Origin of the sequence: Duganella sp. SG902 (genome assembly GCF_013376005.1) — a bacterium.
In the GTDB taxonomy this organism is placed as follows: Bacteria; Pseudomonadota; Gammaproteobacteria; order Burkholderiales; family Burkholderiaceae_D; genus Rugamonas.
The window spans coordinates 92338-105159 of record NZ_JABMJK010000009.1 but is presented as its reverse complement, the minus strand read 5'-3'; the positions used below and the strand labels follow the sequence as shown (position 1 = coordinate 105159).

The 12822-nt window shown below is 63.2% G+C and carries 16 protein-coding genes; 10 read left to right on the top strand and 6 right to left on the bottom strand.

Going from position 1 to position 12822, the window contains the following annotated elements; translation table 11 throughout:
• Nucleotides 1-6: 6 nt before the first annotated feature.
• Both FHW83_RS19345 and FHW83_RS19340 read left to right on the top strand, forming a co-directional pair.
• Nucleotides 7-585, top strand: coding sequence for an FHA domain-containing protein (locus FHW83_RS19345; protein WP_176647979.1), 579 nt, complete (start codon nucleotides 7-9; stop codon nucleotides 583-585).
• A 169-nt stretch (nucleotides 586-754) separates the two neighbouring features.
• Nucleotides 755-1222 carry a pilin gene (locus FHW83_RS19340; RefSeq protein WP_218106355.1) on the top strand — a complete coding sequence of 156 codons (468 nt, stop codon included), beginning with the start codon at nucleotides 755-757 and terminating at the stop codon, nucleotides 1220-1222.
• A gap of 198 nt (nucleotides 1223-1420) precedes the next feature.
• On the opposite strand, the gene FHW83_RS19335 is transcribed toward FHW83_RS19340, so the two are convergent.
• Entirely contained in the window at nucleotides 1421-2134 is a 714-nt protein-coding gene (locus tag FHW83_RS19335) for a flagellar brake protein (protein WP_176647978.1), read from the bottom strand.
• A gap of 252 nt (nucleotides 2135-2386) precedes the next feature.
• On the opposite strand from FHW83_RS19335, the gene FHW83_RS31370 reads away from it, so the two are divergent.
• Both FHW83_RS31370 and FHW83_RS19325 read left to right on the top strand, forming a co-directional pair.
• The gene (locus FHW83_RS31370; protein ID WP_176647977.1) at nucleotides 2387-2605 is read left to right on the top strand and encodes a DUF2188 domain-containing protein; all 219 of its coding nucleotides are present in this window, start codon (nucleotides 2387-2389) and stop codon (nucleotides 2603-2605) included.
• A 174-nt stretch (nucleotides 2606-2779) separates the two neighbouring features.
• Nucleotides 2780-3028 (top strand): hypothetical protein, encoded by a 249-nt coding sequence (locus FHW83_RS19325; protein WP_176647976.1) that lies wholly within the window; start codon nucleotides 2780-2782, stop codon nucleotides 3026-3028.
• A gap of 33 nt (nucleotides 3029-3061) precedes the next feature.
• Here FHW83_RS19325 and moaC read toward each other — a convergent pair whose 3' ends face one another.
• A complete protein-coding gene (gene moaC, locus FHW83_RS19320) occupies nucleotides 3062-3547 on the bottom strand; it encodes a cyclic pyranopterin monophosphate synthase MoaC (RefSeq protein ID WP_176647975.1) in 486 nt (161 codons plus the stop codon).
• A gap of 103 nt (nucleotides 3548-3650) precedes the next feature.
• On the opposite strand from moaC, the gene FHW83_RS19315 reads away from it, so the two are divergent.
• Nucleotides 3651-5327: a M48 family metalloprotease gene (locus FHW83_RS19315; protein WP_176648140.1), complete on the top strand. Its 1677-nt coding sequence runs from the start codon at nucleotides 3651-3653 to the stop codon at nucleotides 5325-5327.
• Here FHW83_RS19315 and FHW83_RS19310 read toward each other — a convergent pair.
• The 4 genes from FHW83_RS19310 to FHW83_RS19295 are packed head-to-tail and all read right to left on the bottom strand — an operon-like array spanning nucleotide 5299 to nucleotide 7491.
• A complete protein-coding gene (locus FHW83_RS19310; protein ID WP_176647974.1) occupies nucleotides 5299-5886 on the bottom strand; it encodes a DUF2946 family protein in 588 nt (195 codons plus the stop codon). The two genes, FHW83_RS19315 and FHW83_RS19310, sit on opposite strands and share 29 nt — an antisense overlap.
• Nucleotides 5879-6829: an alpha/beta fold hydrolase gene (locus FHW83_RS19305; RefSeq protein ID WP_176647973.1), complete on the bottom strand. Its 951-nt coding sequence runs from the start codon at nucleotides 6827-6829 to the stop codon at nucleotides 5879-5881. Before FHW83_RS19305 ends, FHW83_RS19310 begins: the two co-directional genes overlap by 8 nt.
• Nucleotides 6830-6837: 8 nt before the next feature.
• Nucleotides 6838-7260 carry a nuclear transport factor 2 family protein gene (locus tag FHW83_RS19300; protein ID WP_176647972.1) on the bottom strand — a complete coding sequence of 141 codons (423 nt, stop codon included), beginning with the start codon at nucleotides 7258-7260 and terminating at the stop codon, nucleotides 6838-6840.
• Nucleotides 7261-7287: 27 nt separating this feature from the next.
• The gene (locus FHW83_RS19295) at nucleotides 7288-7491 is read right to left on the bottom strand and encodes a zinc-finger domain-containing protein (protein ID WP_176647971.1); all 204 of its coding nucleotides are present in this window, start codon (nucleotides 7489-7491) and stop codon (nucleotides 7288-7290) included.
• A gap of 135 nt (nucleotides 7492-7626) precedes the next feature.
• Here FHW83_RS19295 and FHW83_RS19290 point away from each other — a divergent pair, with 135 nt between their 5' ends.
• From FHW83_RS19290 to fba, 5 genes are all read left to right on the top strand, one after another.
• Entirely contained in the window at nucleotides 7627-8373 is a 747-nt protein-coding gene (locus FHW83_RS19290; protein WP_176647970.1) for an AzlC family ABC transporter permease, read from the top strand.
• On the top strand, nucleotides 8366-8698 hold the full coding sequence (locus FHW83_RS19285; RefSeq protein WP_176647969.1) for an AzlD domain-containing protein: 333 nt from the start codon (nucleotides 8366-8368) through the stop codon (nucleotides 8696-8698). The genes FHW83_RS19290 and FHW83_RS19285 overlap by 8 nt, the downstream gene beginning before the upstream one ends.
• 67 nt (nucleotides 8699-8765) lie before the next feature.
• Complete coding sequence (locus FHW83_RS19280) at nucleotides 8766-9983, top strand: phosphoglycerate kinase (protein WP_304506229.1); 1218 nt, start codon at nucleotides 8766-8768, stop codon at nucleotides 9981-9983.
• 183 nt (nucleotides 9984-10166) lie between these two features.
• Entirely contained in the window at nucleotides 10167-11615 is a 1449-nt protein-coding gene (gene pyk, locus FHW83_RS19275) for a pyruvate kinase (RefSeq protein ID WP_176647968.1), read from the top strand.
• 123 nt (nucleotides 11616-11738) lie between these two features.
• A complete protein-coding gene (gene fba, locus FHW83_RS19270) occupies nucleotides 11739-12803 on the top strand; it encodes a class II fructose-bisphosphate aldolase (protein WP_176647967.1) in 1065 nt (354 codons plus the stop codon).
• Nucleotides 12804-12822: the final 19 nt, after the last annotated feature.

Below are 12822 nucleotides of genomic sequence, written 5' to 3'. Positions count from 1 at the left end.
TGCAGGTTGGCCAAGCTCATCATCTCGCGCAATGGACAGGTCGAGCAGCAGATTCAACTGAGCAAGGAGCGCATGACGCTGGGCCGTCATCCGCGCAACGACATCATCCTGGCGCACCCGGCGGTGAGCGGCGAGCACGCGGCCATCGTCACCATCCTCGACGATTCCTTCCTGGAAGACCTGCACAGCACCAACGGCACCTTTGTGAATGGCCACCGCATCGGCAAGCATTTCCTGCAGCATCAGGACGTGATCAGGATGGCCAAGTTCGAGCTGACTTTTGTGGCCGATGGCATCCGCCCCTTGGCCGCCGCGCAGCCGGTGCTGGCTGAAATTTCTATCCTGAATGGCAACAACGCCGGCAAGCATGTGGCGCTGACCAAGCCGCGGACCACGCTGGGCCGGGCGGGCGTGCAAGTGGTGGTGATCCACCGTCATCCGGACTTCTACACCATCACCCACACCGAGGGCGGGGTGGCGCCGCTGCTCAACGGCGTGGCGCTGGACGCGGGCGTGGCCGAGCGCCTCAGTCATGGCGATGCCATCGACCTCAGCGGCACGACGCTGGCCTTCCGCATCGCCTGACAATAATTGTCAGTCGGGCGTGGCATGACAAATTGTGGCGGTGGCGGCTGACAAAAAACGGCACTTTTTGGCCCGGTTTGCTGAAATTTTAGGCAAAAACCGGCTGGCACACCCCTTGCACTAAGGGAGATGTAGCACCCAACAACGTGTTTAATTAAGGAGTCGCAAAATGAAATCCATGAAAATGATGAAGCAACAAGCACAGGCCGGCTTTACCCTGATCGAACTGATGATCGTGGTCGCGATTATCGGCATCCTGGCCGCCGTGGCGATTCCTGCCTACAGCAACTACACCGTCAAGGCCAAAGTCGCCAACGCCCAGGGCGCGGTGGATTCGCTGAAGACCGCGGTGGCGCTGTGCGCCCAGGAAGCCGGCGGCACGCTGACCGATTGCAACATGGGTTCCAACGGCATCCCGGCCGCGTTCACCCCGACCAAGGAAGTGGCCTCGGCCAACGTCGCGGCGGGCGTGATCACCATGACCTTTGCTGCCAGCGGTGTGGGTAGCGGCGTGGACGGCGCTGTTGTGACCATCACCCCGACTGTGGCGGCAGGCGCCACCAACGTCCGCTGGACCGTAAATGCCGACGCGGTCACCAACACGGCCGCCAAGGACGCCCTGGTCAAGAACAACTGATGATCTGAGTTGATGTAAGCAGCCCGCCAACCGGCGTGATGCGGTTAAGTTAGCGGTCGATACGTCATTCCGGCGCAGGCCGGAATCCATGGACAGTATGCGTTCATACGATGCATGCGTTCTATAGGTTCCGGCCTGCGCCGGAACGACAGGCCTGACTGAACGGCATCACGGCAGTTGGCGGGCTTGTTCGTTTACTCAAACGATCTTCTGGCGGTCGGCAATCAACGCCTCGTAGGTCAGGTTTTGCAGCATGGTGTAGTGCATCGGATCGAGATCGATGAACTGCACGCCGTAGGTAAACACCAGCGGCTTGTCGCCACTGGCCGGCGTAACCACATTGATATTGCGTATCGTCGCATTCGGATTGACCCGCACCTGGCGGTTGCCGGGCTGGGCGATCAGGTAAAACGACAGCGCCACCTGGGCGTCGCCATCGGACAACTGCTTGGGCGACTCGATCAACGCCCCCGACACGCTCAGATTGACCAGGAACACGGAAGTGCTGGTGCCGGCGGCGGTGGTCACCTGCGCCGGGATATCGACCTTGACCCGCATCGCCGCGCGCAGGCTGGTGCCCTGGATCGACACCGGAAAACTCAGGTGGGCGTAAAACAGCGGCCGCGGGAACACGCGCTGCACCACGCACGAGAACGAGCACACGTTCACGCCGGAAAACACGCGGATGGTCAGCTTGTCGCCCTCGTTGAGCGCGATCGGCGCGCCGTTCTCGAACGGCACCTTGACGATCATGTACTCATCCTTGACCCAGCCGATCAGGGTAGAGAAATGCTGGATGGGTTTGATCGTACGATGGGTAATGAACTGAATCCTGCCGCCCACCTGCAGGTTCATTTGCTCGAACTCATATTCCTGAGTCTTGGCTTCGCTCGGCGGAGGGTTGCTACTCATTCAGCTCTTTCTCGTGAAAAAATTGTCCCTGCGCATTAATTATATACCCGCCAAGTTTGGGTAACAATCAGACAATACAACACCTTACCAATCGGTCATCCATACAACGTTTGTTAGCTGTTTCGGCAGAGTTGTACATCCCGGCCGCGACCATGACTTGCGTTTGCTGCCATCGTGGCGACACGCGTGCTGCTAGAATTGGTACTTCCGCAGCCTGACGAGGATACCGTATGAGCACCAAAAAAGATCAGCGTGGTTCGCAGTGCTGACGGCAATTGGGCCGTCCGAAGTACCGGGGCAGAAAAAGCGAGTAAGGTATTTCAATCCAAGGAACTCGCTGTCAGCCATGCCCGCACATTGGCGAGGAATGCCAGCGCAGGCGTATATATCCACGGCAAAGATGGCCGGGTATTGAGTAAGGATTCTTACGCAACGAATGATCCGCATCCAAGTGTCAAGGGAAAGCAATAGCATGCCCTTTGAAACCAATGTGTTCATTAATTGCCCCTTTGACCGTGACTTCAAGAAAATCCTTCACCCGATACTATTTACGATCATCTATCACGGCTTAAAGCCGCGAATTGCAACTGAGCGGATAGATTCTGGGAAAAGGCGCTGTCCGATATTGCTGGGACCGACATCGGGGTGCATGGCAATGACTCATTGCGAGCTGTGCGCGTGGTTCGCCAGTGGATCGATAATATTATCGGCGGTGAAGATGGTCCACAGGCGATCTGGGCGGCTTATGAGGACTTTAATGCAGCGATGTTTGATGAAATGCTAGAGAAGGGATTCGATGCTATTGATATTGAGGACGTTCAGACGGCTAAGTTGATTAAACTGATGGAAACGTTTGTAGACAATCGTAAGTCGACTAAAGCGGGTGGCAGGTAATACGGCGACATCGCCGCCGACCGAATTAGTTACCTAGCTCGTCACGCTCCAATCGCCGCTTTTACCACCGTGCTTTTCGGTGACGCGGATGTTGGACATCACCATGCCGCGGTCCACCGCCTTGCACATGTCGTAAATGGTCAGCAGGCCGATTTGCACGGCGGTCAGGGCTTCCATTTCGACGCCGGTCTTGCCATAGGTTTCTACCTGCGCCTTGCAGTGGACGCTGGAATTGGTTTCGTCGGTTTCAAACTCGACCGCCACGCGCGTCAGGGCCAGCGGGTGGCACAGCGGGATCAGGTCGCTGGTGCGCTTGGCGGCCATGATGGCGGCGATGCGGGCGATGCCCAGCACGTCGCCTTTCTTGGCGGTGCCGCTCAGGATGATGGCCAGGGTCTCGGGCTTCATGCGGATCGAGCCGGTCGCCAGCGCGATGCGGTGGGTGTCCGCCTTGGCGCCGACGTCCACCATGTGGGCTTGTCCGGTGGCGTCGAAGTGGGTCAGGTGTTCGGTGGTCATGGTGGCGGCGTAAAATGAGTCATAATCTGGCGCTAAGCTTTAGCAACCCAGTTGCGGGTATCATATCACCGTGAAAGCAAAACGTTCCTCCTACTCTGGCCGCATGCGCGCCGTTGCCGCCGCCCTGTTGCTGACCATGCCGATGGCCATGGCGCAGAACGCGCTCGCGCCCGCCAAGATCCCGAATCTGCCCGCGCTCGGCGGCACGGAAAACCAGGATTTGTCGCCGCTGATGGAGCGCAAGCTGGGCGAGGAGATCATGCGCGATATCCGGCGCGACCGCGATTACCTCGACGACGGCCCCATCCTCGAATACATGAACAACTTCGGCAACGCGCTGGTGGACGCCCGCCCCGGCGCGCGTGGCGAGGCCAAGTACGATTACTTCTTCTTCGTGGTGCGCGATCCGCAGCTGAACGCGTTCGCGCTGCCGGGCGGTTTCATCGCCGTGCACTCGGCGTTGCTGTTGCAGGCGCAGAATGAATCCGAACTGGCCTCGGTGCTGGGCCATGAGATCGGCCACGTGGTGCAGCGTCACATCGCCCGCTCGATCGGCCAGCAGAAGCAGGACGCGCTGATCCCGCTGGCGGCCATGATCCTGGCCGCGCTGGCGTCGCGCCAGGGCGGCGACGCGGCCATGGGCGTGTTCCTCGGCGGCCAGGGCCTGGCCATCCAGCGCCAGTTGAACTTCGGCCGCGAGGCTGAACGCGAGGCCGACCGCATCGGTTTCCAGATCATGGGCGAGGCCGGTTTTGACACCTCGGGCATGGTGGCGTTCTTCCAGCAGATGCAGAACTCGACCCGCAATTACAGCGACCTCGTGCCGGCCTGGCTGCTGACCCACCCGCTCACCACCGAGCGTATCGCCGACATCCAGGCGCGCATCCGCGAGCAGCCGTACAAGCAGCGCGTGGACAGCCTGGACTTTTATCTGGTGCGCTCGCGCGCCCGCGTGCTGCAGGACCAGACCTCCAGCGGCTACGCCGAGACCAGGCAGTTCTTCCAGGCGCAAATCCTGCAGGACAGCTGGCAGCAGAAGGCCGCCGGCCAGTACGGCATGGCGTTCCTGAGCATGAAGCAGGGCGACACCGCCGCCGCGCAGACCTGGCTGGAGCAGGCGCAAGCCACGGTCAACCGGCCGCCGCCGACCGGCGTGTTTGGCGCTTCGCCGCGCAGCAAGGCGGAAGCGATTTTTGCCGCCACCTCGATCGAGATCAAGCTGGCGCAACCGGACAACAAGACGGTGCTGGCCAAGGCCGTGGTGGAGGCGGACGCGGCGCACCAGAAGTTTCCGCTGTCGCGCGGCATCGCGCATCAGTACGGCGAGGCGCTGCTGGCGGCCGACAAGCTGGAGGAGGCCGCCGTCTACCTGCGTGATCAGGCGCAGCTGTACCGCGACGATATCGAGATCTACGACATCCTGGCGCGCGTGTATTCCAAGCAGGGCAAGCTGGCGCTGCAGCACATCGCGCTGGCGGAATCGTACGCCTTGCAGGGCGGCACCTTGTCGGCGCTGGATCAGCTGGCGCTGGCGCGCAAGGCGCCCGACGCCTCGTTCTACGATCAGTCGCTGATCGATGCGCGCGAGCGCGAATGGCAGGCCCGCCGCCGCGAGGAGATGGGCGACAAGGGCAAGAAGGATATGGCGGAATCGCGCCCGGCCTTCAAGGCCGAGCTCAAGTCCGGCGTCGAGGACAACAGTAAGAATCCGTACGCCAACCCGTTCGACCGCGTGCGCAAGCTGACCGACCCTATGCAGCCGGGGCCGACGGTACGCTGACAAAGCCGTAGCGCGCCGCCAGCCGGTCGGCGGCGATGCGCTCGACCAGCACGCCGTCCAGGCTGAGCACGCCGTCGCCGCGCCCCTCCATCCATCCCAGCAGGACTTCATCCGCCACCGGCGCGCCATCCATTTGCAGGCGCGGCAGCACGAGGGCGAAATCGCGGTCGTCCAGTTGCGCGACGATGTCGCCGCTGCGCAGCACCAGCGCGCCGGCCTCGGTCAGCAGCACCGCGTCCACCGCGCCCAGCGGCGCGCCGGTGTGCAGCAGCCAGCCGGCCGCCGGATCGGTGCGCACGATGTAGGGCGTTGCCTCCAGCTGCACGTACACCCGTTGCGGCCCGTTCTGGAAATACCAGCAGCCGCGCTGGTCCGCCGCGTAGTTGCGGTTGATGAAGCCGACCAGCGCCGCATTGGTCAGCTTGTCGCCGGGCAGGTTGAAGTGCTGGGCACGCTCGTCGCGCATGCGCCAGTTGCCGCGCGCGTCCAGCGCCAGCCAGCCGTAGCAGTGCGGCACGTTGGGCCATTTGGCCAGTGCCTGTTTGACGATGTCATCCATGTTGTTCGAGGAAGTGGATCAGCTTCTTGGGCAGCCAGTTGATGCGGCCCGGCGGCCCGCCGACGGCGAAGCCGACATGGCCGCCATGCTCAGGATAGTCCAATACCACGCGCGACGACGCACGTTGCGGCAGATGGCGGCCCGGCAGGAAGGGGTCGTTTTTGGCGTTCAGCACCAGGGTCGGCACGGTGATGTCGTTCAGCACGTGCTTGGCGCTGGCGCGGTGCCAGTAGTCGTCGGTGTCGCGGTAGCCGTGCAGCGGCGCGGTGACGACGTTGTCGAAGGCATACAGGTCGCGCGCGGCGCGCAGGGCGTCCAGGTCGAACAGGCCGGGGAATTGCTGTAGTTTGGCTACGCATTTCGGTTTCAGCGTCTGCAGGAACATGCGCGTGTAGACCATGTTGAAGCCGCTCGACAGTGAGACGCCGCCCTGCGCCAGGTCCAGCGGCGCCGACACCGCGCAGGCGGCGTCGACAAACCCGGCCTGATGCTGCGATTCGCCCAGCCAGCGCAGCAGGGCGTTGCCGCCCAGCGAGACGCCGGTGGCGTAGAACTTGCCGGCGCCGGGCGCGCGGCCGGCGTGCAGGCGGCGGATGATCCAGTCGATTTCCGCCGCGTCGCCCGAGTGGTAGAAGCGCGGCGCGCGGTTGGCCTCGCCGGAGCAGCCGCGGAAGTGCGGCACGGCGCCCGACCAGCCGCGCGCCCGCAGGTCCGCCATCAGCGCGCGCGCGTAATGGCTGTCGGACGAGCCTTCCAGGCCGTGGAACAGCACCACGAATGGCCGGTCCGGCTGGCCATCGACAAAATCGACGTCGATGAAATCGCCATCGGGCGTATCCCAGCGCTCGCGGCGGAAGCGCACCGCCGGCTTGGCTATCGCGATGGCCGGATAAATGGTTTGCAGATGGCCGCTGGGCAGCCAGAACGGTGCGGTGTACTTCACGACAGCGATCAGTGCAGGATTTGCGACGGCGTATCGACCGGCGCCGGGCCGGGCGCGATCGACACATGGTGCAGCACGATGCGCCAGCCGCGCGGCGTTTTCGCGTAGACGTTGGTGGCCAGCAGGTGCGCCGGCTCGCCGCTGGCGGCCGTGCCGCCCTCGACCACGGTGTGGACCGAGCTCATCAAGGTATGGGTTTCGTGCAGCTGCGACGGCGAGATGTGCAACCCGCCATGCTCAAGGATGGCGGCCCACGCGTTGCGGATCGCCACGTGCCCGATCAGGCGCGGCCCGCCCGGGTGCACGCAGACGATTTCGTCGTCCTCGGCCCACAGGGCCATCAGCGCCTCCAGGTCAGCACGGTTGAGGGCATCGTAGAAGGCCGCTTCGGTTTCGGCGGCGCTGCCGTTGTGCGTTTTCTTGGCTGGCATGGTGGGCGCTGGCTGGTGAGTGGTGGCTTAGTGGTGGCCGACGACCGTGCCCGGCTTCAGGCGGTAGGCGGTACCGCAGTAGGGGCATTTGGCTTCGCCGTGGATGAATTCGAGGAATACGCGCGGGTGCGACGACCACAGCGGCATGGCTGGGTTGGGGCAGTGGGCCGGCAAATCCTTGCCATCGAGTTCTACGGCGTTGGCGGCGTTGGCGGCGTTGGGGGTGGTCATTTCTTGTGGCTCCAGATGGCTGAGAGAAAAGCACGATTTTAACGGATTCGCGCACCGAGCAAAAATCGTCGGTAAAATAGCGCCTCTACAACCCCGGTCCAGCCCACCATGTGGCAGGAATGCCACAACCGATCCATGACCCAATCGAGCAGCACAGCCGACCTTCCCTGCGTCGCGGCGCACCACGAACCCTCCTGGCGCGAGGGCGTCAAAACCGGCATGCCGTCGCTGTTCGGCATCGGCGCGTGGGGGCTGGTGGTTGGCATCGCCATGGTCAAGTCCGGGCTGACCATTCCGCAGGCGCTGGGCATGACGCTGGTGGTGTTCGCCGGCTCGGCGCAGCTGGCCGCCTTGCCGCTGATCGCGGCCGATGCGCCGATTTGGGTGATTTTCGCCACGGCCCTGGTGGTGAACCTGCGGTTTGTGATCTTTTCCGCCCTGCTGGCGCCGCATTTCGCCCATTTGCCGTGGCGCCAGCGCCTGACGTTGGGCTACGTGGCGGGCGACATGACGGTGGCCCTGTTCCTGCAGAAATACCCGTCCGAGGCGCCGCAGGTCGGCAAACTGTCGTATCTGAAGGGCTTGTTGTACCCCAACTGGGCCTCGTGGCAGGTCGGCTCGATCGCCGGCATCTTCCTCGGCAGCGCGGTGCCGCCCGAGTGGGGCCTGAGCTTCGCCGGCACGCTGGCGATCATTTGCGTGATGATCCCGCTGATGGTGGGCCGCCCCGCGCTGTGCGGGGTGCTGGTGGCCGGCGCCATCTCGGTGCTGGCGGCCGGGCTGCCGTACAAGCTGGGCCTGCTGATCGCGGTGCTGGTCGGCATGCTGACCGCCATGCTCATCGAGGAAACCGCTGAAAAATGGAGAGGCAAGCGTGGCTGACTGGGAAATCTGGCTGGTAATCCTGGTGCTGGCGCTGGCGACCGCCTGCACGCGCAGCTCGTTCTGGCTGGTCGGCCACCACATCACCATACCGAAACGGGTGCAGGAAATGCTGCGCTACGCGCCGGCCTGCGCGCTGGCGGCCATCGTGGCGCCGGACCTGATCCTGGCCGCCGATGGCCAGCCGCTGCTGGACGCCAGCAACCTGAAACTGGTGTCCGGCATTGTCGCCACGATCTATTATTTGCTGCGACGCAATATGCTGGAAACCATTGTGTTCGGCATGGCTTTCTTCACGGCATTACGGCTGATTCATGTAACTTAATAACAGATAAATCATGTTGCGGTTGCGGTAAAATAGCGCTCTTCTTACAACTCGACCTTGGGTAGCCATGTCCGCTGTTCTGAACTTCATCCGTCTGCAAGACCTCATCGATCAAAACGCGTTGCAAGGCAAGCGCGTTTTCATCCGCGCCGACTTGAACGTGCCGCAGGATGATGCCGGCAATATCACCGAAGATACGCGCATCCGCGCTTCCGTTCCCGCCATTAAGGCGGCGCTGGCGGCTGGCGCCAAGGTCATGGTCACGTCCCACCTGGGCCGCCCGACCGAGGGCGAGTTCAAGCCGGAGGACAGCCTGGCGCCGGTCGCCAAGCGCCTGTCGGAGCTGCTGGGCCAGCCGGTTGAGCTGAAGCAGAACTGGGTGGACGGCGCCGGCCTGGAAGGCCTGCAGGCCGGTCAGGTGGTGCTGCTGGAAAACGTCCGCGTGAACAAGGGCGAAAAGAAGAACAGCGATGAACTGGCGCAGAAAATGGCCACTTTGTGCGACATCTACGTCAATGACGCTTTCGGCACCGCGCACCGCGCGGAAGCCTCCACCCACGGCATCGCCAAGTTCGCGCCGGTGGCCGCCGCCGGCCCGCTGCTGGCCGCCGAGCTGGACGCGCTGGGCAAGGCGCTGGGAGCCCCGGCCCGTCCGCTGCTGGCCATCGTGGCCGGCTCCAAGGTCTCGACCAAGCTGTCGATCCTGGAATCGCTGGCCGACAAGGTGGACAACCTGATCGTCGGCGGCGGCATCGCCAACACCTTCATGCTGGCCGCCGGCCTGAAGATCGGCAAATCGCTGGCCGAGCCGGATCTGGTGGGCGCCGCACAAATCATCATCGACAAGATGGCCAAGCGCGGCGCGCAAGTGCCGATTCCGGTCGACGTGGTGTGCGCCAAGGAATTCTCGCCCACCGCCGCCGCCACCGTCAAGGACGTCAAGGACGTGGCGGATGACGACATGATCCTCGATATCGGCCCGAAAACCGCCGCCCAGCTGGCCGCCCAGATCGGCGCCGCCGGCACCATCGTGTGGAACGGCCCGGTCGGCGTGTTCGAGTTCGACCAGTTCGCCGAAGGCACCAAGACGCTGGCGCTGGCCATCGCCCAGTCGAGGGCGTTCTCGATCGCCGGCGGCGGCGACACCCTGGCCGCGATCGCCAAGTACGATATCAGCGAGCAGGTCGGTTACATCTCCACCGGCGGCGGCGCCTTCCTGGAGTTCCTGGAGGGCAAAACCCTGCCGGCGGTCGAGATCCTGGCCCAGCGCGCCGCAGCGAAGTAAAGGGTAGTAAATAGCACGGTCGTGCTTTGTAGCAAATTAACAGTAGAATCGTGTTAATGCCAGCGAAGGATGGCAAATATGTAGCAAATCTACAGATTTGATGTCCTTCGCGCAACAAAGCGCAGCTTCCTGGTTCCCGCCACAGGCGGGGACTGTTCGCATGACCTACCGCTAAGGAATACTATGTCTCGTAGCACCAAAATTGTCGCAACGATCGGCCCGGCCTCCACCGACTTCAACGTCCTCGTCAAGATGATACGGGCCGGTGTCGATGTCGTGCGCCTGAATTTCTCGCACGGCAAGGCGCAGGATCACATCGACCGCGCTCGCCTGGTGCGCGAGGCAGCCGCCGAGTGCGGCCGTGAAGTGGCCATCATGGCCGACATGCAGGGCCCGAAAATCCGCGTCGGCAAATTCGAGAATGGTAAGATCGAGCTGGCCAAGGGCGACAAGTTCATCCTCGACGCCAAGTGGGGCGAGAACGGCGAACTGGGCAACCAGGAACGCGTGGGCCTGGACTACAAGGCGCTGCCGCAGGACGTGCGCCCGGACGACCAGCTGCTGCTGAACGACGGCCTGATCGTGCTGGTGGTCGAGAAGGTGATCGGCAGCGAGATTTACACCGTCGTGAAAATCGGCGGCGAACTGTCCAACAACAAGGGCATCAACCGCCTGGGCGGCGGCCTGACCGCGCCGGCGCTGACCGCCAAGGACATGGAAGACATCAAGACGGCAATGAGTTTCCAGTGCGATTACCTGGCGATCTCGTTCCCGAAAAGCGCGACCGACATGGAAATGGCGCGCCAGCTGGCCAACATCGCCGGCGAGCCGTTCGGCCACAAGCCGCTGATGATCGCCAAGATCGAGCGTGCCGAAGCGATCCCGCTGCTGCAGGAGATCCTCGACGCCTCCGACGGCATCATGGTGGCGCGTGGCGACCTGGCGGTGGAGGTGGGCAACGCCGCCGTGCCGGCGCTGCAGAAGCGCATGATCCGCATGGCGCGCGAGTCGAACAAGCTGGCGATCACCGCGACCCAGATGATGGAGTCGATGATCTTCAACGCCGTGCCGACCCGCGCCGAGGTGTCGGACGTGGCCAACGCCGTGCTGGACGGCACCGACGCCGTGATGACGTCGGCCGAGACCGCGTCGGGCCGCTACCCGATTGAAACCGTGGAAATGATGGCCGCCATTTGCGTGGAAGCCGAGCAGTCCGAGTACAACAAGCTCGACGCCGACTTCGTGAATGCGACCTTCACCCGTATCGACCAGTCGATCGCCTACGGCGCGCTGTTCACCGCGCACCACCTGGACGTGAAGGCGATCGTGGCGTTGACCGAGTCCGGCTCGACCGCGCTGTGGATGAGCCGCCACAACATCGATACGCCGATTTTCGCGCTGACGCCGTCGACCACGACGCTGCGCAAGGTGGCGCTGTACCGCAACGTCAAGGGCTATAGTCTGGCGCAGGAAGGCGGCAGCACCGCCGTGCTGAAGAAGGCCGAGCAACTGCTGGTGGCCAATGGCGTGGTGAAGAAGGGCGACACCATCGTGGTCACCTGGGGTTCGCCGATGGGCCAGATGGGTGGCACCAACGCGTTGCGGATCGTCAAGGTCGGCGAATTTAGTTAAGTCGTTGTCGTTCCGGCGCAGGCCGGAACCCATGCTGCGCCTGAAGGGCAGCTGACGTATGGGCCCCGGCGTGTGCCGGGGCGACGACGCGACAGGTTTTTTTATTGTTATTGGAGTATTACCATGTCCCTCGTATCCATGCGTCAACTGCTGGACCACGCCGCTGAAAACGGCTACGGCATCCCTGCGTTCAACGTCAACAACCTGGAACAAGTGCAGGCCATCATGGCCGCCGCCGACGCGCTGAACGCGCCGGTCATCATGCAAGCCTCGGCCGGCGCCCGCAAATACGCCGGTGAGGCCTTCCTGCGTCACCTGATCGACGCCGCCATCGAAGCCTACCCGCACATCCCGGTCGTCATGCACCAGGACCACGGCCAGTCGCCGGCGGTCTGCATGGCCGCCATCCGCTCGGGCTTCAGCTCGGTGATGATGGACGGCTCGCTGGAAGCCGACGGCAAGTCGGTCGCCTCCTACGAGTACAACGTGGAAGTGTCGCGCGAAGTGGTGAAGTTCTCGCACGCCATCGGCGTGACCGTGGAAGCGGAACTGGGCGTGCTCGGTTCGCTGGAAACCATGAAGGGCGACAAGGAAGACGGCCACGGCGCCGACGGCACCATGACCCGCGAACAACTGCTGACCGACGTCGCGCAAGCCGCCGACTTCGTGCAGAAGACCCAGTGCGACGCGTTGGCCATCGCCATCGGCACCTCGCACGGTGCCTACAAGTTCACCCGCAAGCCGACCGGCGACATCCTGGCCATCGACCGCATCAAGGAAATTCACGCCCGCATCCCGAACACCCACCTGGTGATGCACGGCTCGTCGTCGGTGCCGCAGGAACTGCTGGCCATCATCCGCGAATTCGGCGGCGACATGAAGGAAACCTACGGCGTGCCGGTGGAAGAGATCCAGGAAGGCATCCGTCACGGCGTGCGCAAGATCAATATCGACACCGATATCCGCCTGGCCATGACCGCCGCCGTGCGCAAGTTCATGTTCCAGAACCCGTCGAAGTTCGACCCGCGCGACTTCCTCAAGCCAGCCCGCGTCGCGGCGGAAGAAGTGGTGCGCGCCCGCTTCCAGGCCTTCGGCTGCGAAGGCCAGGCGTCGAAAATCAAGCCAATTCCGCTGGAAAAAATGGCGGAACGCTACAAGGCCGGCGAGCTGGCCCAGATTGTGAAGTAAAATAACGGGTTAGTCCCTT